This window comes from Polynucleobacter bastaniensis, from assembly GCF_018882205.1.
GTDB lineage: Bacteria > Pseudomonadota > Gammaproteobacteria > Burkholderiales > Burkholderiaceae > Polynucleobacter > Polynucleobacter bastaniensis.
Genome location: NZ_JACVOU010000005.1, coordinates 177,806 through 200,901 on the forward strand (window position 1 = coordinate 177,806; position 23,096 = coordinate 200,901).

The window sequence follows — 23,096 nt, forward strand, 5'->3', positions numbered from 1 at the left end:
TAAAAATGTATTTCAGTAATGGGTTGGTAGTTTTCTGGTGGCGCTATTTAGCTACAACGGGCAGTTGATCTCTGTAAATACACACTGGAGAACTACCCGCGCTGAAACGAAGTTTTTTTCGCTCACCTGTGACCATTATAAGGGAGGCTCAATACAATAGCTATATGCACGAAATTACAGCCATATCCCCTCTTTTATCCACCAAGGCCGACACAAGACGTCGTTTTCTGGGCTTAAGCCTATGTTTTGGGGCTCTCATTGGGGGTTCAAGCCTGAGCGGGTGCAGCCTAATGAGTAGTCGCAAGCCAGTCATTGGGCTTGTCTTGGGGGCAGGTGCCGCCCGAGGTTTTGCCCACGTGGGTGTCATTAAGGCATTAGAGGCACAAGGTATTCGGCCCGATATCGTGGTCGGCAGTAGTGCCGGAAGCGTTATTGCGGCACTACTTGCCTCTGGCGCCACTGGAAATGATCTCAATCGGCTTGCCTTAAATCTTGATGAGGCAACCATTGCCGACTGGGGCCTGCCTTTTGCGGGAAGGTTCGGAGGTCTGATTAAAGGGGATGCACTTCAAAACATGGTGAATCGTGAAGTACAAAATAAGTCTATCGAGCAAATGCGCATACCCCTAGGAATTGTGGCGACTGAACTGCAATCTGGTAAAGGTATCTTGTTTCGCTCTGGCAATACAGGTTTAGCGGTGCGAGCCTCCTGCAGCGTCCCAGGCGTATTCCAGCCCGCAGTCATCAGCGGCAAAGAATATGTGGACGGCGGCTTGGTTGCTCCAGTCCCTGTGAGCTATGCAAGGCAGATGGGTGCAACCATCATCATCGCGGTCAACATCTCATCAGAACCCGTTCATCAAGATGCCAGCGGAACCTTTGGTGTTATGCAACAAACGATATCCATCATGCAGCGAAGTATTAATCAGTATGAGCTCAAGAGCGCAGATATTGTGATCACGCCTCTTCTCAAACAAATGAGTAGCGGCGACTTCAAATCCAGAAATGCCGCCATCCTTGCTGGTGAGGTTGCGGCACAGGAGCAAATGGCGCTAATAAAAGAGAGGCTAAAGAGCTAGACATACTCTAGCTAGAAGCCTATAGGCTACGAGATTTGCGTTTGAGTTTATTTACTTCATTTAACAACTCTTTACGCTCTGCGTCACCCAAGTTGTCACTGCCGTCGAGGCGGCGAGCACCATCAAAGCGCTTATCCCAGTAGAGGCTACCGAGATCGTCTACACGCACACTGGTACCCTTAGATGGGGAATGAATGAATTTATTGTCGCCAACATAAATGCCGACATGAGAGAAAGTTAAACGCATGGTGTTGAAAAACACTAAATCACCAGGCTGCAATTCTTCACGAGTAATCGGTTTGCCTACTCGGCTCATTTGAGTAGATTTGCGTGGCAATAAAAAACCTAGCTTATCTTTAAAAACATAGCCAACAAAACTACTGCCGTCCAAACCAGATTGCGGTAACTCTGCATCCCAGCGATAACGCACGCCAATCACTTCCATGGCGCGGTTAATTAATTCATCTGATTTAACGGTAACGGAATCTGCCAAACGATCTGACACACGAGCGAAGTAAGACTTACCCGCCTGAAACATGGTTTCTTTGGGAGCCTCCTTAGCAACTTCTGCAGGCAGGTCTTTTGCAGCATCAGCAACAGTATCCGAAGCTCGTGCAGGATTGGCAGCCAATGTGATTGCAATCAGTATAGCGATTGGCAAGAGGTCTTTTTTAAGGGACATTCCTTCATTCTAACAAAGAAGGCCTCTTTCACCAAGTGCTAGCCCAAGAGTTAACTTATTGTTTTCAATGGAGTATTTACCATTATGGGGCGTAAATGCACCAATGTAGCGCCTTAGGGCGTCTATTTCAGGGAAGTCTTAGGTCAGTTCAGCGGCCGCAAACAACTCTTGGGTATAGCTCTGACGTGGGTGCTTAATGAGGGTCTCAGTATCACCAAACTCCACAACCCTCCCCCCTTTGAGCACCATCACCTCATGCGACATCGCCCGAATGACCGCCAAATCATGGCTAATGATTAAATAGGCCAAGTTGTATTTTTTCTGGAGCTCAGTTAGCAAAGCGAGCACCTGTTTTTGAATCGATACATCTAATGCTGAAGTTGGCTCATCTAATACCAGGATCTGCGGCTTCAGAATCAAAGCACGAGCGATCGCAATACGCTGCCTCTGACCGCCAGAGAATTCATGGGGATAACGTGTGAGGGCAGAACGATCAATTCCCACTTCTCGCAAAATATCCAAGACACGAGACTCACGCTCCGCCGCAGACAAATTCGGAAAGTGCACATCCAAACCCTCTGAAACAATTTGCATCACATTCATACGCGGAGAAAGTGAGCCAAACGGATCTTGAAAGATCACCTGCAAACTAGAGCGCATGGCTCGACGATCTAATGGTTTTAACTTTTGCCAATCCTTACCCAATACATCGACTGTGCCAGTGGTTTCTGCTGCAGAATCACCCAACAAACCTAAAACCGCCATGCCTAAGGTAGTCTTACCTGAACCAGACTCACCAATCACGCCGATAGTCTGCCCCTGCTTTAGCTCAAAGCCAAGCTTACGCAAGACCTGATGACGTGGAGATTTTTTAAACCAAGAGATCGACTCTGTGCCAGGATAAGAGACCGATAAGTTCTCTGTCTTTAATAAGACGGGTGCCAAAGGCATTACCGGCGCTAAATCGCGCGCTGGCACACTGTTGACTAAGGCTTTTGTATATGCGTTATCTGGATGCTCAAAGACTTGCTTTGTAGTTCCGACCTCCATCAAGTTGCCCTGATTGAGAACGGCAACGCGCTGAGCAAAATGCTTAACCAGGTTGAGATCATGTGTAATTAACAGGATTGCCATACCGCCATGATCTTTAGACTCTTCTTGCAACTCTTTGAGTAAATCCAAAATCTGTAGACGCAAGCTAACGTCCAAAGCAGTGGTAGGCTCATCTGCAATAAGTAATCTTGGCTTACACGCTAAGGCCATTGCAATCATGGCGCGTTGACGTTGTCCACCAGATAATTGGTGCGGATAAGAGTGGAAGCGCTTCTCTGGCTCAGGAATGCCAGTTTTCTTGAGCAATTCAATTGCAGCAGACATTCCGTCGGCCTTAGAGATCAGTGGCTCATAAATCTGCACCGCCTCCACAATCTGATTACCGATAGTAAACAAAGGATTGAGTGCAGTCATCGGCTCCTGAAACACCATCGCAATCTCACGACCCCGAATCTCACGAATAGCTTGTATTGGCAAATCCAGTAAATTCACTGAAGGGTTACTAGCATCTGAACTCTTGCCACTCCACAAAATTCGGCCGGATGTTTTTGCACCCTCAGGCTCAAGACGCAGAGGCGCTAGGGCAGTCAGCGTCTTACCTGAACCAGACTCCCCAACGAGCGCAACGCGCTCACCCACGCCGATCTCTAGATCCAGATGGCTCACGGCAAATTTTTCGCGCCGACCTGAACCAAATGAAATTGAGAAATCTTCATAGCGCAGTAAAGGAATTACTGATTTATTTGAATTAGCCTTTTCACTCATGAGCGACCCCCACTCATAGCGCCTGACTTACGAGAATCAAAAGCATCGCGTAAGGCTTCACCCATAAAAGTGAGCAAAAGTAAGGTGGCCACTAAAACAACAAAAGTCGATAGTGAAATCCACCACGCATCTAAATTACTTTTTCCTTGAGAGAGTAATTCACCCAGACTTGGCGTTCCTGGTGGCACACCTAAACCCAAGAAATCTAAACTGGTGAGAGACAAGATCGCCGCGCTCATTCTGAAGGGAAGAAAGGTAATGACGGGCGTCAAACTGTTCGGCAAAATATGACGGCGCATAATTTGTAGATTGGTTAAGCCCAATGCTCGGGCTGCACGAACGTACTCTAGTGCGCGATTGCGGAAGAACTCTGCACGCACGTAGTCAGATAAACCCATCCAACCAAATGCTGCCAGCAAAATAATCAAGAGCCAAATACTTGGGTTAAAGATAGAGGCAAAAATGATGAGTAGGTATAACTCTGGCATCGCCGACCAAATCTCAATCAAACGCTGAGAAACTAGATCGAACTTGCCACCAAAGAATCCCATTAAAGAGCCGGTAATGATGCCAACGCTGACACCAACAATGGTGAGCGCTAAGCCAAATAAAATCGATAGGCGAAAGCCATAAATTAAGCGCGATAAGACATCGCGCCCACGATCATCAGTGCCTAACCAGTTATCAAGCGATGGTGGTGCAGGATTAGGTGCTTTTGAGAAGTAATTGAGCGTCTCATAGCTATAAGGAATCGGTGGATAAATTGCCCAATTACCATTGCTGGTGATGTTGTGACGGATATCCGGATCTAAAAAATCGGTTGGCGTTGCGAAATCACCGCCAAAGACTCGCTCAGGCTGTGACTTCACAATCGGAAAATAGAATTTCTCTTCGTAGCGAACTATCCAAGGTTTGTCATTCGCAATCAGCTCGGCCCCCATGGAGAGACCGAATAGGATCATGAAAATCCAAAGGCTGGCATAACCCATGCGACTATTTTTAAAGCGATGCCAGCGACTCATGAGCCACCTCCCGCACCAAACTGGATGCGCGGATCAATGTAGACGTAGCAAAGATCCGAAATCAACTTTGTAAATAAACCAATCAGCGTGAAAAGATAAAGCGTTCCGAAAACCACTGGGTAGTCGCGTCGCATAACGGACTCGTAAGAGAGCAAACCGAGTCCATCTAAAGAAAATAGAGTTTCGATCAGCAACGAGCCTGTAAAGAAAGCGCCAATAAATGCTGCTGGAAATCCAGTCACCAAAGGAAGAAGTGCATTGCGGAACACATGCTTCCACAGCACTTGTTTTTCCATGAGACCTTTAGCTCTCGCAGTCAATACATACTGTTTGCGAATCTCCTCTAAAAAGGAGTTCTTCGTCAGCATCGTGATCACCGCAAAGCTACCTAAAACTGAAGCGGTAATTGGTAAAACTAAATGCCACAAATAGTCCATTACCTTGCCCATCATGCTGAGCTCACTCCAGTTATCTGAAGTCAGTCCGCGTAGTGGAAAGATTTGCAAAAAACTGCCGCCGCCAAAGAGGACAAGGAGGAGTACTCCCAATACAAATCCTGGAATGGCATAACCGACCAAGATGCAGCTGCTAGTAACCGCATCAAAGCGAGAGCCATCGCGCACTGCTTTGGCAATGCCCAAAGGAATGGATACCAGGTAAGTAATAAAGAAGGTCCATAGACCAATACTGATCGATACCGGCAACTTAGAAACTACTAAGCCCCAGACACTTTCGTGCTGGTAATAGCTTTGACCTAAATCGAATCTGGCAAAACGCCCCAACATCATGAAATAACGCTCTACTGGCGGCTTATCAAATCCGTAGAGCGCTTTAACCTCTTCCAAACGTTGTGCATCGACACCTTGACGCCCGCGATAGCTTGCTCCAGCACCCGATGACTCTGATCCACCGGTTGCTCCAGCACCTTTGCCTTTTAATTCCAAGACCATCTGTTCTACTGGGCCGCCGGGTACAAATTGCACGACTGCAAAAGTCAAGGTCAGTACACCCAATAAGGTAGGGATCATCAGCAGAAGGCGTTTAAAGATATAGGCGCGCATTTGACCTTGCATTATTTAGCCTCCTCTTTCCACCAGTTTTGCATAATCCAAGGCTCCGCTGAGTAGTACAAGGGAGGCTCTGGGTAGCGCATCTCTTTGCGATAGGCAACCCGGTGCGTTGGGTTGTACCACTGTGGAATGACGTAATAACTATTCCAGAGTACGCGATCTAAGGCTCTCGTAGCGGCACGTAACTCCTCGCGATTTTGTGCTTTAGTAATTTCCTGAATCAATGCATCTACTACTGGCGACTGAATGCCAATGACATTATCTGATCCCTTTTCTTTGGCAGCCTGACTACCAAAGCGATCCCATAATTCATTACCAGGATTTTGCGAATCTGGGAAACGAACTGTTGTCATATCAAAATCAAATTCATCCATACGCTTTTGATGAAGAGCGAAGTCGCTAGTTCGAATATCTACCTGAACTCCCAACTTCTCTAGATTGCGCACGTAAGCAGAAATTACCCTCAGAAAGAATCCGCCATTTTCCACCATCTCAAAACGAAATGGCTCACCCTTTTCATTACGCAATGCGCCATCGCGATACTGCCAGCCAGCATGCATCAATAGTTCGCGGGCTTTCTTTAAATTCTGACGTAGGCTGTCTGGTGACTTGGTAGATGGGGCTGGGGGCATTGGATTAAATACTGCATCAGGCACCCATTGCGGGTACTTTGTTTTTAAGGGTCTTAGCAGCTTTAGTTCTGCTTCAGTAGGCTTACGCGGCCCATCAAAATTCGCGCTCAAATCGCTATTCTGAAAATAGCTATTGATACGACTGTATTGATCATAAAAAATTTGGCGATTGAGCCATTCAAAATCTAAGGCGTAACCTAAAGCTTCACGTACTCGAGCATCCTTAAAGATTGGGCGACGAAGGTTCATCGCAAAACCCTGCATCCCTGCCCCGTTGTTATTGAGAAATGCCTTCCTCAATAGAGTGCCGTTATCAAACTTGGAACCCACATAACCCTTAGCCCAAATCTTGGCGCGGTATTCAACGATAGCGTCGAATTCACCTGCTTTGAAGGCCTCTAGACGAACAGCATCATCACTATAGAGTTTGTAAAGCACGCGATCAAAGTTATAAAAACCAACGCGGACATTTAAAGGCTTACTTAATTGATCGGCCCAATATTGCGGGTTTCGCTTATAGACAATGGATTTACCAGCTTTAAAGGATTCAATCAGGTAGGGCCCACTACCCAATGGCGTTTCAAAGGCAATCTTCTCAAAAGGAATGATCGTACCGTCCGGATTCTTTCCCCAGTTACGAGAAAAGATAGGGAGCGTTCCTGCCAAAATAGGTAATTCTGTGTTGTTGTTTTTGAAATCAAAACGCACTACTCGGTCTGATAACACAACCGCTTCTTTAATATCTGCGAAGGTAGTTCTATAGCGTGGATGCGCTTTACCACTCATTAATACATCAAAGCTATGTTTCACATCTGCAGCTAAGACTGGGCTACCATCAGAAAACTTTGCTTCAGTACGAATACGAAACGTTACCGACTTATGGTCTTGAGCAACAGCAATATCTTCAGCAAGCAAACCATAAATGCTTGATACCTCATCAGCACTTCCCTCGGCCAAAGATTCAAACATCAATTCAATTCCAGGCGCCGTTACACCCCGCAGAGTAAAAGGATTGAACTTATCAAAACTGGTTCTTTGCCCTGGGTTGGGTAAAGTGAGAGTGCCTCCCCTAGGGGCATGAGGATTCACGTAATCAAAATGGGCAAATCCTTCGGCATATTTAGGCTTGCCATACTGGGAAATCCCTTGAGCTGCCTGCGCTACATTGGCCCAAAGCCCCACTAGCATGGCTAGTAGCAAGAAATGGGCTATTTGGCGAATGGGGTTTAGGGTGGACATATATGCAACAATTGTAGATAGCTAATCATATTTGAAGTAAAGGAAACAACATGGGCTTTCTCTCCGGCAAAAAAATCCTGATTACCGGGCTTCTCTCTAACCGCTCTATAGCCTATGGTATTGCCAAGGCATGCCACCGCGAAGGGGCTGAACTGGCCTTTACCTACGTTGGTGAGCGCTTCAAAGACCGCATTGTCGATTTCGCTAAAGAATTCAATACCGAACTGATTTTTAACTGCGACGTTGGCAGCGATGAACAGATTTCCGCCCTTTTTAAGGATTTGGCTAAGACTTGGCCGCAATTTGATGGCTTTGTCCATGCGATTGGCTTTGCACCACGTGAAGCGATTGCTGGAGACTTTTTAGAAGGTCTTTCTCGCGAGGGCTTCAAAATCGCTCATGACATCTCGGCCTACAGCTTTCCGGCGATGGCAAAAGAAGCTTTGCCCATGTTGCGCGACAAATCTTCCTTGTTGACATTAACTTACCTCGGCAGCTTACGTAACGTTCCCAACTACAACACTATGGGACTTGCTAAGGCCTCACTTGAAGCCTCGGTACGCTACATCGCTGGCTCAGTCGGACCTAAAGGCATTCGCGCTAACGGAATCTCTGCTGGCCCGATTAAAACTTTGGCCGCTGCTGGCATTAAAGGGTTTGGCAAGATTTTGGAGGCAGTTGAACAAACTGCCCCCATGCGTCGCAATGTCACGATTGATGATGTTGGTAATACTGCCGCTTTCCTATTGTCTGATTTAGCAAACGGCATCACCGCTGAAATCATTTATGTCGATAACGGCTTTAGCCAAGTGGTTGGCGGCATGGAAGAACTTTGAACGTTCCACTACGCGAGGCCCTGAAGTTTTGGGCCAAACTGGGCTTCATTAGTTTTGGTGGGCCCGCTGGACAGATAGCCGTTCTGCATCAAGAGCTAGTTGAGAAGCGTCGCTGGATTTCTGAGCGGCGTTTTTTACATGCGCTCAACTATTGCATGCTGTTGCCCGGACCTGAGGCGCAGCAATTAGTTACCTACATCGGCTGGTTAATGCATCGTACTTGGGGTGGTGTTTTTGCTGGCACCCTCTTTGTTCTGCCCTCCCTCCTTATTTTGATCGGCTTATCTTGGATCTACCTCACCTTTGGGCAAGTGCCTTGGATTGCTGCCATCTTTTTTGGCATCAAACCTGCAGTCACTGCCATCGTCCTTCATGCAGCAGTTCGTATTGGTAAACGCACGCTTCATAATCAAGCACTACGTTGGATTGCAATCGGATCCTTTCTGGCGATCTTTGTTTTTAATTTGGCTTTCCCAATCATCGTTATCGTTGCTGCATTGATGGGCGTCTGGGGTGGCAAGCGCTACCCAGAATATTTTCAGCAAACTGCCACTCACGATAAATCAACAGCAGCACACGCTCCAGCATTAATTGATGATCACACCCCCACTCCAGAGCACGCTCAGTTTTCCAAAAAGAAGCTGGCGCTGCATAGTTCAGTTGTTCTCGCGCTCTGGTTAATTCCGTTTATTGCCCTAGCACTGATCTTTGGTTGGAAGACGCTCTACCCGCAAATTGCTTGGTTCTTTACTAAAGCTGCCTTCCTCACTTTTGGTGGTGCTTACGCAGTTCTACCCTACGTCTACCAAGGCGCAGTAGATCAATTTCATTGGCTTAGCGCAGGTCAGATGATGGATGGTTTAGCGCTTGGAGAAACCACTCCAGGACCACTCATCATGGTGGTGGCTTTTGTTGGATATCTGGCTGGCCATATTCAACATCTGATTGGGAATAGCAATCCGTTTTGGTTTGGCGTGCTTGGGGCTTGTGTTGCCACCTGGTTTACTTTTTTACCTTCTTTTTTCCTGGTACTAGTCGGCGGTCCACTCATTGAATCCACTCATGGCAAGCTGAGTTTTACTGCGCCCCTGACTGCCATCTCTGCAGCAGTGGTCGGCGTCATCGCCAATCTAGGTCTATTCTTTGCGTATCACGTCTTTTTTCCGCATGGTCTTGGTGGTTCAATCTCATGGATTTCGATTGTGATTACCTTGTTTGCAGGTTTAGCGCTCTTTAGGTATCAAAAAGGGGTGATTAGCGTGTTGATCGGTTCAGCTTTGGCTGGGCTTCTGAGTTATTTACTGACTACTTTATTGATCTAGCAAGGCTGTATTGGGGGCTGAAATTGGCATAATGGAACTTATGCGAATTGAACCCCAAACCATCACTCACCTCCAAGAATGGCTCGGTAAAACTGAGACCCTTCAAGACACTGTTACCGCAGCACCTGTCAGAGCTCTGTCAGCAACACTAGATCGACCTGATCCCGCTCCAAATGACGGAACTTTTCTGCCAGAGTTATGGCATTGGCTCTATTTTTTACCTTGCGCTCTTCAATCAGAAATCGGTGCTGATGGTCATCCACAGCGTGGTGGCTTTTTACCCCCCGTCCCATTGCCGCGTCGCATGTGGGCCGGCAGTCGAATTGAGTGGTTAGCACCTCTAGCAGTTGGCGATGAAATCGAGCGCACCTCCAAAATTGAATCCGTTACACATAAAGCGGGTCGCACTGGCGATCTCATCTTTGTATTGGTCAAACATAACATCTCCAATCAAAATGCCTTAGCTTTAGTTGAAGAGCATGACATCGTGTATCGCGACGCTCCCGGACCAGACGATAAGCCAGTGGCACCAACACCAGCTCCTACTGGAGCCACTTGGTCCAAAACAATTACTCCTGATGATGTTTTATTGTTTCGTTACTCAGCACTGACATTTAATGGTCATCGCATTCATTACGATCGCAAATACGTCACTGAAGTTGAGGGCTACCCCGGCTTAATTGTTCACGGTCCTTTAATTGCAACTTTATTAGTCGATCTTGTGCGTCAGAGTATTCTCAATTGCAAACTAAAAAGCTTTGAGTTCCGTGCCATTCGCCCTACTTTTGATATCAATGTATTTAAGGTAAGTGCCAAGCCCGATCTAGAGAAAGATCCTTCCGGAAAAACAATCTCCATTTGGGCCGAAGATCACGAAGGCTGGCTCACCATGCAAGCCACTGCAGTTTTAGCTTAGGAAATTTTGACTTAATGACTACTCCACACTTATCTAAAACCTTAGCGACATTTGCTTCCGAATTAAAGCTTAGTGATATTCCCCCAGAGGTGATTGCACGCACCGAAGATTTACTAGTGGATTGGTTTGGCTCTGCCATTGCTGGTAAAGGTTCACGCCCAGTAGAAACGATGACGCAGTTTGCGCAAAACATGGGTGGCTTTAATATCGCCAATCCTGGTTCCGCTGAAATTCTGATTAGCCGCAAGAGCTCGAGCCCTTTTTTAGCGACACTCGCTAATGCTGCAGCATCACATATAGCCGAGCAAGATGATGTTCATAATGGCTCTGTCTTTCATCCAGGCACCGTGGTATTTCCTGCGGCATTAGCAACGGCGCAAACGATTGGTGCCTCAGGCGAAGATCTTCTGGTAGCTGCTGTTGCTGGCTATGAAGTCGGCATTCGGGTTGGAGAATTTCTAGGTCGTTCACACTACAAAACATTTCACACTACAGGTACAGCGGGTACTTTAGCTGCAGCCGCTGCAGTGGGTCATCTACTGAAACTAAACCCCACTCAAATGTTGCACGCCTTTGGTTCAGCAGGCACCCAGTCCGCTGGCCTTTGGGAATTTCTGCGCGATGCCGCCGACTCTAAGCAGTTACATACTGCACACGCTGCCTCTACTGGTTTGATGTCTGCCTACTTAGCGCAATCGGGCTTTACTGGTGCCGAACATATTTTGGAGGGCAAACAAGGTTTAGCTGCTGGCATGTCAAGCGATGCAGATCCTAGCAAGTTGATTGATCGATTGGGCAGCCGCTGGACTATTGCTGAGACGAGCTTTAAATATCACGCCTCATGCCGTCATACTCACCCTGCAGCAGATGCCTTGTTACAAGTCATGCTGGAACATCACCTCAAGCCTAGCGATATCGCCAAAGTAGAAACCTTGGTTCATCAGGGCGCAATCGATGTGCTTGGCCCAGTAACTGATCCTACGACTGTGCACCAATCCAAGTTTTCCATGGGAACTGTATTAGCCCTGATTGCTCACTATCAATTTGCAGGTCTACAAGAATTTGATCAGCACTTTCATGATCAAGCCATTTGCGCATTCCGTGATCGTGTCACGATGATCCTTGATCCCGAAGTTGATGGCGCCTACCCTCAGCGCTGGATTGGCAAAGTCAAAGTCTATCTAAACAGTGGCGAAGTTTTAGAAGGTCGCGTAGACGAACCCAAAGGCGATCCTGGTAATACTCTGAGTCGCGCTGAAATTACCGATAAGGCCATGCGCCTTGCTGCATTTAGTGGCGGCGCAAGCCCAACTGAGATGAGCGCTGCTATTGAGCACTTGTGGAATATCAGCAAGGAGTCCAAGATAGGTATGTTGATCTCCTAAATCACTTTGCTGATTTTTTTGCCTCATATTTAATAAAGCCACAAACATGAATCCACTTGATACACCTATCGGCTTTAGCAATACTTTCTTATTCGTTCCGGGGACGCGCCCAGAGCGATTTACTAAAGCACTTGATAGTGGTGCTGATGGCGTCATCATCGATTTAGAAGATGCTGTTGCCCATGAAGATAAAGAATCTGCTCGTGCAGCAATACGAGCGGCTTGGTCCTCATTCACCACAGAACAAAAAAAGCGTCTGATTATTCGCTCAAATTCTCCTGGCAGTCATTTTTATGCGGCAGACCTGATCTTGGTCCAAGAGTTAGATGCTGCTTGCTTACTTATTCCAAAAAGTGAATCCCTCGATCAAATTAATGGTGCAGCACAAATCCTGCCAAACACAGCCATCATTCCGATGATTGAGACTGCCATCGGTCTTGATCGCCTCAATGAAATCGCAACTTCTGAACAAGTATTGCGCTTAGCCTTAGGCAACATCGATTTACAAGCAGACCTAGGAATGGTTTGTGATGCACAAGAAACTGAACTGCAAACTGCGCGCTTTCAGATTGTGTTGGCCTCACGTTTGGCCCAAATTGCCCCTCCAATTGATGGGGTTACCCCATCTACTGACAATATTGAGCGCATCACCGATGATGCAGAGCGCGCCAAAAGAATGGGCTTTGGTGGCAAGTTGTGCATTCATCCAAAACAGGTTTCTCTGGTGAAGGATTCCTTTATGCCTACTGATGCAGAGGTTTCTTGGGCTCATCGAGTCATCGAGGCTGACAAGGTATCAAAAGGAGGCGCAGTCAAATTAGATGGCCGCATGATTGACCGTCCAGTTGTTCTACTGGCCCAAAGAACTCTAGCGATTGCTGGTAAACCCTAAAGCCGATAGCATTTAATAGTGGCAAAATTAGTCAGCATCAAACAATAACGGAGACTTAAATGAAATTCAAGAAAACCCTCTTTGCTGGAATTGCTGCAGTTGTCAGCGCCAGCACTTTATTGGGCAGTAACATTGCATCTGCTCAAAAGGATTGGCCTACAAAATCAGTTCAATTGGTTGTTCCATTTGCTGCTGGCGGCCCAACTGACACTATCGCACGCTTAATTGCAGTGCCAATGGGTCAGTCTTTAGGTCAGACCGTTGTAGTTGAGAACGTGCCTGGTGCTGGCGGCACAATTGCTTCCACTAAAGTAGCCCGCGCAGCTCCAGACGGCTACACCATCTATATTCATCACATGGGGATGGCTACAGCAAATGCGCTGTACGACAAGCTCCCATATGACCCAATGACAAGCTTTGAGTACATCGGCCAAGTTGCTGACGTGCCAATGGTATTGCTCGGTAAGAAAGATTTGCCAGCTAATAACTTCAAAGAGCTTGAGGCTTACATTAAAGCTAACGGTTCAAAAGTAACGATGGCTAATGCAGGTCCAGGCGCTGTGTCACAGCTCTGCGGTTTGCTATTTCAAAGTCGCATGGGTGTTCGCTTGACTAATATTCCTTACAAGGGAACTGGTCCTGCTTTAACTGACCTCCTGGGTGGTCAAGTTGACCTCTTGTGCGATCAAACAACACAAACAATTCCTTACATCAAGGATGGTCGTGTGAAAGCATTTGGCACAACCACGATGAAGCGCTTGCCTGCAATTCCTAACGTTCCTACCTTGAACGAACAAGGCCTCAAAGGCTTTGAAGTCAAAGTGTGGCATGGTGTGTATGCTCCAAAAGGCACTCCACAGCCAGTTCTGGACAAGATCAATGCTGCACTCAAGAAAGCATTGAATACTCCTGATGTGAAGAAGCGTTTGGAAGATGCCAATATTGATATCGTACCTGCAGAGAAGATTTCTGCAAAAGGTCTCAGAGAACACCTTGATAGAGAAATCAACGTTTGGGGTCCAGTCATTCGTAAAGCCAATATTCCAGATTAATTCCGGAATAGCGGCAAACAAAAAAGCCAGCGAATATCTGCTGGCTTTTTTGTTATCTAAAATTAACTAATGTACTGATGTGCTGATGCACCGATTAACTAACTCGCTACTTAACCCACCCTAAACAGGTAACTTGATTAGGCTCTTACGCGACGCTTCTGATAAATCGCATTCGGGATTGCCAGCAGAGCCCAAATAGCTAAGAAGGGATCTAAGAGGTAGTCCCAGAGATTTGCGGATTCATGCCAATGAACTGCCCACGTAATGATCGCAAAGGACAGGATCCAAACGCACTTAGTCCAGCCAGCAAGGCCGCAAACTATAGCAAAGAAGATAGTAGCGGTTAAAAGGCCAATGGAGCCGTAACCCCAAGCATAGGGATCGAGCATGCCAAGACCCAGCGCCAAGGGGTAAAACGCAATTGCAATCAATGCCACTGGCACTTTAAATCCTAGCGACGTCTTTTTAGCAGCAGGAAGTATGGAACTCCAAAGCAAAAGCATAGTCACAATACTGAATTCACCAGTCACTCCGCGCACGTAGGCAGACAAAGGCAATTCAAGCGACATCCCCAGTGGCCAGAAAAAAAGATTTACCAGCAAGGCAACTGCGACTAGACGAACCACAAATGGAATCTCTCTTGAGGAAAGTTTTTGCGACAAAATAATCAGGACTACCGCACAAGTAAGCGACATCTCTAGAAGAGCGATCAGTTGTAAATAAGGAGTCATCATTGCGCTTCCTTTGCCTGAAGACTGCTGACGGCATACTTAAACCAGGTAGCTGGAAAATATACATGCTTAATCTTTGTTCTATTCCAGGTATAGGTAAGATGCGCATCGTCACCATTTGCAGAAATCAAGTAAGGATAGGAAAATTCTCGATGCTGATCATTGAGTAAAGATTCATCATCTTCGAGCACCTGCACTACCCGCCATTGAGGGGATCTGGGCTCACGCATGACCATCACCAATCGATAGCGCGCAGCCTCGATATTATTCAGCACCATCAATCTTGTGCCATTCGCTAAAGTGAGTGCAGCAAGCGCTGAATTGGGATTTGGAATCTCAAGATCTTTTGTTACTGCCCAAGTTTGTCCAGCATCCTTGGTTTCACTTACAGGAATTTGCTTTGGCTGAGAACTGGGTCGAGTTTGGCGAAAGAAAGCCTCTGCTTCTTGTGGGCCATTAGTAAAAACTACCGGCTGAATTGCATCCCTACCAGAACTCATGCGTCGCTTATCAATCACCTGACTCGCATCGACTCTGAGAAGCTCGCCAAAGCGACCAATCCACTCGTGATATGCCGGTAAACCCAGTCGCCCATCTATAAATGCCATGGCTGGTGACTTTACTAAGGTGCTCAGATTAATCAGCGGGGAGCTGATTAGGCGCTGCGGTCGATCCCAAGTCAAACCTTCATCATCTGAAATCATTGAAGAAATTGAACTGCCAGCCCAACCCCCAATAGAGACTGTGACAAAAAATAATTGCATCCGGCCATCTGCCATTCTAGCTGGCACAGGATTGCCCAATTTAGCAATGTAGCGAGATAAGCCTTTTTCAGCGCTAACGCGATCCACTACAACTGTTGGGACACTCCAACGAGATGCCTGCGTATCAAAAACAGATGTATTAATCACTACGTCTGGAGCACCTTCTCGACTACCCGCAAACCAGAAGGCTCTCACCGCACCATCCTTTAGTGCAATTAAAGAGGCAGCATGTACTGAGGGAGCTCCAGTGTCAGGTAACCAATCTGTCCGCAGACTCGGCTGTGCGGGCTTTACTGACGTTGCGCTTTTCAGCATCTTTGACTGCTTAGCGCCCCCGCTGAGCTCTGATGAATCATCAAATTGATTTACATGATTAATTGAGTAATTACTTGCAAACGGCGCCCATACCGGGCGACTGTCAATGTGGAGATAACCCAGCACCGAGGCCAGCAATAAAAAACAAAAGGCAATTACCCGACTCATCGACAAGCATCCTTACCTACTAATGGCAATGTAATAGTCGCAGGAGTAGCAATTAAATATTCATTCACAAACAAGTGTTCTCCGATATGACCCCTGAGTATCGCCTGAATTTCTGCATCAGAATGGCGCGCTCGCATCTCCATCCGCTTACCCACTATTTTGCAAGAATCACATAGCGCGGGTTCCTCACCAATCGCTGACTGCACTGCTACCAGCGGATAATTTTTAGTCAGCAAATCAATTTGACTCGCATCCTTTGCAAAATAGCCATGCAATATTGCTCCAGGCAATAAGAGTCGATACTCTTCATCCTTGGCACGATAGTCGCAAGGCACCCAAACATCTTTTCCGGCAAGGCCTTGAATAGTCGCTTGCGAGTACCGACCTAAAGTACCCTCGAGCGGTGATAAGCCACTGGTAAGTGCGCAATAGCAAAGAAAGCAAGACGCCAAAGCGATTACCTTAGTAAGCTCTCGATTAAATAGGCCAAGCAACACTAGAGCCATCGCGGCTCCCATAAAAATCCAATGCCAAGGGGAGTAACTCCAGATACCTGACTGACCCAGGAAGTTTGACAGTTGTAAACTACCGCCCACCCAAACAAGCGCGGTAAGTAACAGCAACTGAAGTAGCAATGCAATCCTAAATCCCCAGAAGGGCAATCGATCCCAATACAGTGCGATCACGGCAGCAAATGCCGGCATCACTGGAAGTAGATAACGCCCAGAGCGCTGACTTGGCAAACTAAAGACAATGAAAAAGGCTAAGACCAAGAGCAGCAAAATACTCTCTTCAAGAGACATAAAACGCCGCTCTCGCCAACATTGAATTAATGCAGAAATCAACACAAAAGTAAAGAGTCCAGCATTGGCTAAGGTCGTTAAAGCCAGCATCCAAACACTATCACCGCCTCGTACTAGATCTAATAAATAGTTGGAGCTACGCGCTTCAAACTTACCGGCATTCTCACCCAGAACAAATTCTTTCCAAACCGCTTCAGGGAAAGGATCCAGCACAAACCAAAGTGCAAATACACCTAAAGCTAGAACAGCAATCAATAAGACTTTATAAAGGTCTTGCAATAAGACCTTAGGGATACTCCATTCACGCCAGCGCCAGTAGAACAAGCCCAAAGCAAATGCGGCAGGAACAATATAGGCAAAGGATTTTGACAGCAAAGCCATACCAAAAGAGGCACCTGCCAACACGGGAAATAAAAGCTTCGATTCAAAAGCGGCTCTACCCCAATGCAGCAGCGCAAAGAAAGGCAGGCTTAGCCAAAACACTTCGGGGGGATCCGTTAAGAACGGACGACCATAGCGGTAAGTTGCAAAAAAGGAGAGCCATACTAAAGCCGCCAATAAGCCAGTCTGCATTCTTCCGCTAAAACGAGATACGGCCAAAAATAAGAAAAGTGCGGTTAAGCCGGTATATACAACACTGGGCCAACGCAGTGCGAAGAGTGTCCAGTCGCTTCCCCAGCTGGTACTAGCGATGCCCTCCCAAAATACCAAAGGAGGCTTCGTATTTTTAATGCCGTCCATCTCCGATTGAAGAGGTAGCCAAGCGCCAGAATCGGCTGTCATTCGGACGATATGCATATAAGGGTACTCGTCCCCATTCTTCGGAGCAAAGCGACTATCTAAACCATATAGATAGGTAAATACACCTAGAAGTAGGATGAAAATAGCATTTCGGTAGGTAAATGAGCCTCGCATATTGCTAGTTTATAGGTCTCGGGGTGGAATACTAGAAACTAGCAAGGTCAATGCCCTCTTTTTTGGTTCTGAGCTTATTGAAAATCAATCTAAGTAAAACCACTAATCCCACCCCTATCTGATTAAGATAGAGTTCATCAGCAGTATCCCAAGAACAGATGTCTGTAAGACGGAGATGATCCCTATGCAAATGAAGTACTTAAAACCCATTTTGGTGACTAGCGCCCTCATTAGTCTGAACCAGTGGAGCGGACTTAGCTTCGCCCAAACCGCTGATCAACTATATAAACGTGGACTTGCTGCTACCTGTGCCAATTGCCACGGCACAGATGGCAAAGGCGTTGTGGATGGTGGCATGCCGCTAATTAATAATCTCACTAGCGCGCAAATGCTGGAGAAATTAAAGGCCTACAAGTCTGGAGCATTAGAGGGCACCATCATGCCTCAGCTAGCTAAAGGCTATTCCGACGAACAACTCACCACTATTGCCAATCAACTTGGCAAGAAACAATAAGGAGGCGCCATGGATCGTCGACATTTTATAGGTCAGAGCGCTGCAGCAGTGGGTTTGCTTGCAGGACTCTCAAGCCACACTAAAGCAGCTAATTTACAAAAAGCAGAAATCTTAGTCATTGGTGGCGGATATGGTGGCGCTACCGCTGCTAAATATTTGCGACTCTTGTCTAATAACACTGCCAGAGTAACCCTGATTGAGCCCAATACATCTTTTGTGTCCTGCCCAATGTCTAATTTGGTTATCGGTGGCTCACGTACGATCGCTGAAATTACTTCACCGTATGACACTCTGAGCAAGCGCCATGGCATCAAGATTATTCAAGATAGCGTCAGCAGCATTGATCCAGATAAAAAGACAGTGATACTCTCTTCTGGAAAAACTTTACGCTATGACAAAGCCATTATGTCCCCCGGCGTCTCAATGAACTTCAAAAGCGTTGAAGGCCTTGCACAAGCTAATAAAGATGGCGTAACACTACAGGCTTGGAAAGCTGGTCCAGAGACGGTTGCCTTGCACAAGCAGCTCGCTGCTATGCGTGAAGGTGGCACTTTTGTAATCAGCATTCCAGAAGCACCTTATCGCTGCCCTCCTGGACCCTATGAGCGTGCATGTCAGGTAGCAAACTATCTTCAGCAACACAATCCTAAGGGCAAGGTATTGGTTTTAGATGCCAACCAAGATGTGGTTTCTAAAGGAGCCTTGTTCAAAAAAGTTTGGGCTGAGCAATACGCTGGAATGATTGAGTACCGTCCAAAGAGCAATGTCATTGGCGTTGATGCGAAAACCAAAACCCTCAAACTCGAAGTTGAGGATGACGTGAAGGCTGACGTATTAAATATTTTGCCGCAAATGGCTGCTGGTGAAATTGCCATTAAAACTGGATTGGCTAATTCCAATGGTCGCTGGGCGAATGTGAACTTCCTCAACTTTGAGTCAACAGCACGCAAAGATATTCATGTACTAGGTGATGCGATTCAGATTGCGCCTTTAATGCCCAAATCTGGTCACATGGCTAATCAACATGCCAAAGTCGCAGCAGCAGCAATCGTTGCAGAATTAAATGGCTGGGAAATCAATCCTGCACCTGTGCTCACTAATACCTGCTACAGCTTTGTGAATAACCGAGAAGTAGTCCACGTTGCTAGTGTCCATCAATACAATGCCGCTGAAAAAACTTTCAAGACTGTTCCGGGCTCTGGAGGTTTATCACCAGCACCTTCTATTCTGGAGGGTATTTATGCTTGGGGCTGGGCGCATAACATCTGGGCAGATAGCTTGGGTTAAGCAGTATTTACGCTCATTAAAAAAGAGGCCTCGGCCTCTTTTTTAATAACTACAGCGATTTACCCATATCAATAATTCGCTTGCGTCTTCGTTTACTAATGAATAAGAAAGTAATCGCTACTACTGGGGCGGCGATAGCGGCAATAATTTCTGGGTGAATAGCAAGGCCAGCTTCTTTGCCACCCTTAGCCATATAGGCTAACAAACTCACTGCATAGTAAGTTAGCACCAGAACAGATAGACTCTCAACAGTTTCCTGTAAGCGCAATTGCAAACGCGCTCGCTGATCCATACTAGCTAGTAATTTTTGCGTCTGCTCCTCGTTTACAAATTCAATACGCGTTCTCAAAGTTTGAGTTGTCCTTGAGATTCGGTCAGATAATTCTTTTAATCTACGCTGAGTCCAAATACAAGTTCCCATCGCTGGCTGAAAACGTCGATCCATAAATTCTGAGAGGGACTGCACACCCGGAATCGGAGACTCCGCTAACTCGAATAGGTTTTTATTCAGCAATTGGCTATAGGCCTCAGATGCAGTAAAGCGCAATCCATATCCAGAGATCCATTGCTCAGCTCGTGAGGCTAGATTAGAGAGCTCACCTAAAAACTGGCCATCTTTTTCGGTGTGTACTCCTGGTTCAGTTTGTAGCTGAGAGATATTTTTAGATAAATCCGCCAATTCCGACTCTGCAGTTCTTAGCGGCATCGAAAGGCTCTTCGCTACTGGGAAAGCGATCATCGCTGCCATTCGATACGTTTCTGCTTCAGCGATTGCACGTGCTACACGACCAGCCTGACGTGAGCCCAAAATATCGTGTGGAATAAAATAAGAGATAAAGCCATCTTCATCTAAACGTAAGTCCGTCCACAACTGAGCCTTCTTGCTCGATGAGATATAACTACCAAGCACGGTATTACCACTAAAAATAGAAGATACTTCTTGAGCTTCTGCAAAGAGGGGGCGATGCTCAAATGCGAGATCTAGGGCAGAAATTCTTTCGCCGCCAGCCTCAACAATAGTTGGGCAACCTAAGCTTTGAAGCAATACATCTAAACTTTTTTCTAGAGCGAGGCGTGACTCCAGTAATGGTCCAGTGATTTTGATGGGATTGTGCGTAATGGCCGCAATGGTTGCAAACTCGCCATGCAACTCCCATTTAATTAATACCCTCTCCGGCTCAGGTGCCAAAGTCAACATCTTGAAGGAGTGATCCTGCTGATGATCATTAGGAATGCCTAAGGCGGCACTGAGCTTTTGAATCCATTCAATTTGAGTCTGACGAGAACTTGCATCAAGCAAAAAGGATTGCGATAGCACTCTTTCATTTGGCCAAAGCGCAATAGGTGGACGCGCATGCACTTCTTCGTGCAATTGTTTTCGAGCGGGATGATCGTAAGGTTTCATGGGGCTTGGCTTGATTGGATAGGCATGCTTAAACTATACGCCAACAGCATTCTCCTGAGATTGATATGGATGCACACCCCGATTAAGGCAGTTACGGACATAGTCTATGCTGGTGCGTAAGGCGTAATAATCGCCAGACATACTTTTAGAGACTTTTAACTGCAATGCCTCGTACTCCAGTAAATCCAATTTCTTCAGATATTCATCTTTCACTTCTGGCAGAAAGTTTTCAGTGAGTTCTCGCTCGTAGTTCTTAAGAGTGCCATACAGCTTATCGATTTTTCGCTTCATGCGCTTGTTACGGTAGCCCGGCAAAGTCAGCAAGACAGGGTAAGCCACAGCACAAAATGGCAGCAATACAAAAACTAAGCGATTAATCAGTTCTGCCAACCAAAAGGGGAAATAGAGCATCAATAATGGCGAGCCATTTTTTTCGTAATGCAAAGCTACAGAACTTTGTGGGAGCCCTGTATTTTTAAAGGAAGGAAATTCGCCACTATCCGCAAAAAAAACTTGCTTTACCGTTAATCTCGCGTGCAGCCTCTAAAAATAAAAATTGTAGTGCCGGATGCATTCTGTCATCAATCAGTAAATTCGTGGTTGAGGCCATCAACTTAATATCTCTAGAAGGAAAGTTCCGCGCTAAGCTAAATGCACCTGCAGGGACATCCAGAATTTGCATATATGGCAGCAACCGCGCATATGCCTCAGCTCGATCAAAGGCAACTAAATGTAAGCTGGGGTCCTTTAGTAATTTCTGGACATTCAGAGCCTCATAAGCATCCACAATGAATGCCGCATCGATCTCGCCTTTTTGTAAAGCTTCAACTGATTGAGTGCTTGAGAGATTTAAAAAATGAGCTCCTTCCTCAAAGCCATTCGCCTTCAGGATATGCATTGCTTGAGCATGAGTGCCGCTACCCTTCAAACCAACCGACATTCTGGAGTTCAGAAAGAAACTGGCGCGAGCTTTAATAGCCTGAAAATCATCTACCTTAATCTCTGGGCCACGATAAAAAAGCCAAATTGGGTCATATGAAATCGTGCCAAGGGATTCAACCCCAGTAACCTCATGAGCATTGAACGCGCCTGCTTGTACGAAGGCAGCCTGAACTGGATCTTTGCGATCAACCAAGTGCGCCACATTTTCCTCAGCACCTTTTGTAGGGAGTAATTCAAGAGTAATGCCTTTTTTATCAAAAAAAGCAGCGTACTTTTTTCCCAAAACATCGTAGGAGCCGCCAGGCTGGCCAGTTGCCATCACCACATGTCTTGGTGGCGGTGGATCGGCGTACCACCACACTCCGAGTAAGGCCACTAAGAGAACAGCCAAGATAGGCCAAGCCTCTTTCAGGAACTGAGAAAAATCATTCCACTTTTCCTGAGCGGTCTCGTATAGCCCAAGATAAGTTTCTTTAATGTCTTGTTTGATACTTCCCATAAAAAACCAATCAGCAAATATGTGAAAAGCTAATGATAATGTGCTTATTACCCTCCAGAAAAGACTCTGCTCATGCAAACCCTCCGAAAAGCTCAAGACCGCGGCTATGCCGATCATGGCTGGCTTAAAAGCTTCCATTCCTTCTCTTTTGCTGGCTATCACGATCCCCAATTTATGGGCTGGGGCAATCTAAGAGTAATTAATGAGGATCGGGTTGCCGCAGGCATGGGTTTTGGCAAGCATGGCCACCGCAATATGGAAATCATCAGCTATGTTTTGTCTGGGCAATTAGCGCATGAAGACAGCATGGGAAATATCAAAGGTATTCCGCCGGGTGATGTTCAACGCATGAGTGCGGGAACGGGAGTCACCCATAGCGAGTTCAATCACGCTAAGGATCAGACTACCCACTTCCTACAAATTTGGATAGAACCTAATGTCATGGAGATCCCACCAAGCTACGAGCAAAAATCTATTCCAACCTCAGCAAAGCAAAACAAGCTCTGCTTAATTGCCTCGCCGGATGGATTAGGAGATGCTATCAAAATTCATGCAGATGCTCGGGTATATGCCGGCCTTTTTAATGGCCACCAGACTCAAAAATTGGATCTGGATTTACAGCGCAAGGCCTATGTACATCTGATAAGAGGCTCTCTACATGTCAACGATATACTTTTATCAAGTGGAGATGCACTACTAATAGAGAATGAAAGTAGCTTACTTTTTGGTGATGGCAAAGATGCTGAGGTCTTGGTGTTCGATCTCAGCAGTGAATAAAAAAGGGTATCGACTGAAGTCAATACCCTTG

At 46.4% G+C, this 23,096-nt stretch carries 21 protein-coding genes; 10 read left to right on the plus strand and 11 right to left on the minus strand.

What is annotated here, in order from left to right; genetic code table 11:
• The first annotated feature begins 290 nt into the window (after positions 1-290).
• Positions 291-1,079 (plus strand): patatin-like phospholipase family protein, encoded by a 789-nt coding sequence (locus ICN22_RS10235; protein ID WP_439650994.1) that lies wholly within the window; start codon positions 291-293, stop codon positions 1,077-1,079.
• 19 nt (positions 1,080-1,098) lie between these two features.
• Here the strand turns inward: ICN22_RS10235 and ICN22_RS10240 are convergent, their stop codons facing one another.
• From ICN22_RS10240 to ICN22_RS10260, 5 genes are all read right to left on the minus strand, one after another.
• The gene (locus ICN22_RS10240; RefSeq protein WP_216170784.1) at positions 1,099-1,761 is read right to left on the minus strand and encodes a C40 family peptidase; all 663 of its coding nucleotides are present in this window, start codon (positions 1,759-1,761) and stop codon (positions 1,099-1,101) included.
• Between the two features lie 138 nt (positions 1,762-1,899).
• On the minus strand, positions 1,900-3,579 hold the full coding sequence (locus ICN22_RS10245) for an ABC transporter ATP-binding protein (protein WP_216170786.1): 1,680 nt from the start codon (positions 3,577-3,579) through the stop codon (positions 1,900-1,902).
• A complete protein-coding gene (locus ICN22_RS10250; RefSeq protein ID WP_216170788.1) occupies positions 3,576-4,601 on the minus strand; it encodes an ABC transporter permease in 1,026 nt (341 codons plus the stop codon). Before ICN22_RS10250 ends, ICN22_RS10245 begins: the two co-directional genes overlap by 4 nt.
• Positions 4,598-5,662 carry a microcin C ABC transporter permease YejB gene (locus ICN22_RS10255; protein ID WP_216170986.1) on the minus strand — a complete coding sequence of 355 codons (1,065 nt, stop codon included), beginning with the start codon at positions 5,660-5,662 and terminating at the stop codon, positions 4,598-4,600. Before ICN22_RS10255 ends, ICN22_RS10250 begins: the two co-directional genes overlap by 4 nt.
• An 11-nt stretch (positions 5,663-5,673) precedes the next feature.
• Positions 5,674-7,542 (minus strand): extracellular solute-binding protein, encoded by a 1,869-nt coding sequence (locus tag ICN22_RS10260; RefSeq protein WP_216170791.1) that lies wholly within the window; start codon positions 7,540-7,542, stop codon positions 5,674-5,676.
• A gap of 50 nt (positions 7,543-7,592) precedes the next feature.
• Between ICN22_RS10260 and fabI the strand changes: the two genes are divergently transcribed.
• Genes fabI through ICN22_RS10290 form a run of 6 tightly spaced genes read left to right on the plus strand, consistent with a single transcriptional unit; the run spans position 7,593 to position 13,945 of the window.
• Positions 7,593-8,378, plus strand: coding sequence for an enoyl-ACP reductase FabI (gene fabI, locus ICN22_RS10265; RefSeq protein ID WP_216170793.1), 786 nt, complete (start codon positions 7,593-7,595; stop codon positions 8,376-8,378).
• Entirely contained in the window at positions 8,375-9,700 is a 1,326-nt protein-coding gene (gene chrA, locus ICN22_RS10270; RefSeq protein ID WP_216170795.1) for a chromate efflux transporter, read from the plus strand. Before fabI ends, chrA begins: the two co-directional genes overlap by 4 nt.
• Before the next feature lie 31 nt (positions 9,701-9,731).
• Positions 9,732-10,616 carry an HTD2 family dehydratase gene (locus ICN22_RS10275; RefSeq protein ID WP_216170797.1) on the plus strand — a complete coding sequence of 295 codons (885 nt, stop codon included), beginning with the start codon at positions 9,732-9,734 and terminating at the stop codon, positions 10,614-10,616.
• Positions 10,617-10,630: 14 nt separating this feature from the next.
• A complete protein-coding gene (locus tag ICN22_RS10280; RefSeq protein WP_216170799.1) occupies positions 10,631-12,001 on the plus strand; it encodes an MmgE/PrpD family protein in 1,371 nt (456 codons plus the stop codon).
• 46 nt (positions 12,002-12,047) lie between these two features.
• Complete coding sequence (locus ICN22_RS10285; protein WP_216170801.1) at positions 12,048-12,893, plus strand: HpcH/HpaI aldolase/citrate lyase family protein; 846 nt, start codon at positions 12,048-12,050, stop codon at positions 12,891-12,893.
• Positions 12,894-12,952: 59 nt separating this feature from the next.
• Positions 12,953-13,945, plus strand: a complete 993-nt coding sequence (locus ICN22_RS10290; RefSeq protein WP_216170803.1) for a tripartite tricarboxylate transporter substrate-binding protein — start codon at positions 12,953-12,955, stop codon at positions 13,943-13,945.
• A gap of 137 nt (positions 13,946-14,082) precedes the next feature.
• Here ICN22_RS10290 and ICN22_RS10295 read toward each other — a convergent pair whose 3' ends face one another.
• The 3 genes from ICN22_RS10295 to ICN22_RS10305 are packed head-to-tail and all read right to left on the minus strand — an operon-like array spanning position 14,083 to position 17,641.
• Complete coding sequence (locus tag ICN22_RS10295) at positions 14,083-14,679, minus strand: hypothetical protein (RefSeq protein ID WP_255533929.1); 597 nt, start codon at positions 14,677-14,679, stop codon at positions 14,083-14,085.
• Positions 14,676-15,923 carry a sialidase family protein gene (locus ICN22_RS10300; protein WP_216170805.1) on the minus strand — a complete coding sequence of 416 codons (1,248 nt, stop codon included), beginning with the start codon at positions 15,921-15,923 and terminating at the stop codon, positions 14,676-14,678. The genes ICN22_RS10295 and ICN22_RS10300 overlap by 4 nt, the downstream gene beginning before the upstream one ends.
• Complete coding sequence (locus ICN22_RS10305) at positions 15,920-17,641, minus strand: ArnT family glycosyltransferase (protein ID WP_216170807.1); 1,722 nt, start codon at positions 17,639-17,641, stop codon at positions 15,920-15,922. Before ICN22_RS10305 ends, ICN22_RS10300 begins: the two co-directional genes overlap by 4 nt.
• 175 nt (positions 17,642-17,816) lie before the next feature.
• Here ICN22_RS10305 and ICN22_RS10310 point away from each other — a divergent pair, with 175 nt between their 5' ends.
• On the plus strand, positions 17,817-18,155 hold the full coding sequence (locus ICN22_RS10310; RefSeq protein WP_255533930.1) for a c-type cytochrome: 339 nt from the start codon (positions 17,817-17,819) through the stop codon (positions 18,153-18,155).
• A gap of 9 nt (positions 18,156-18,164) precedes the next feature.
• The gene (locus tag ICN22_RS10315; RefSeq protein ID WP_216170809.1) at positions 18,165-19,442 is read left to right on the plus strand and encodes an NAD(P)/FAD-dependent oxidoreductase; all 1,278 of its coding nucleotides are present in this window, start codon (positions 18,165-18,167) and stop codon (positions 19,440-19,442) included.
• A 49-nt stretch (positions 19,443-19,491) separates the two neighbouring features.
• On the opposite strand, the gene ICN22_RS10320 is transcribed toward ICN22_RS10315, so the two are convergent.
• From ICN22_RS10320 to ICN22_RS10330, 3 genes are read right to left on the minus strand one after another with little or no spacing between them, the layout of a single operon-like run.
• Positions 19,492-20,847 (minus strand): DUF3422 domain-containing protein, encoded by a 1,356-nt coding sequence (locus ICN22_RS10320; protein WP_216170811.1) that lies wholly within the window; start codon positions 20,845-20,847, stop codon positions 19,492-19,494.
• Positions 20,848-20,880: 33 nt separating this feature from the next.
• Positions 20,881-21,291 carry a hypothetical protein gene (locus ICN22_RS10325; RefSeq protein WP_216170813.1) on the minus strand — a complete coding sequence of 137 codons (411 nt, stop codon included), beginning with the start codon at positions 21,289-21,291 and terminating at the stop codon, positions 20,881-20,883.
• A gap of 52 nt (positions 21,292-21,343) precedes the next feature.
• Entirely contained in the window at positions 21,344-22,288 is a 945-nt protein-coding gene (locus ICN22_RS10330) for a TAXI family TRAP transporter solute-binding subunit (RefSeq protein ID WP_216170816.1), read from the minus strand.
• A gap of 72 nt (positions 22,289-22,360) precedes the next feature.
• Between ICN22_RS10330 and ICN22_RS10335 the strand changes: the two genes are divergently transcribed.
• Complete coding sequence (locus ICN22_RS10335) at positions 22,361-23,065, plus strand: pirin family protein (protein ID WP_216170818.1); 705 nt, start codon at positions 22,361-22,363, stop codon at positions 23,063-23,065.
• Positions 23,066-23,096 lie beyond the last annotated feature (31 nt).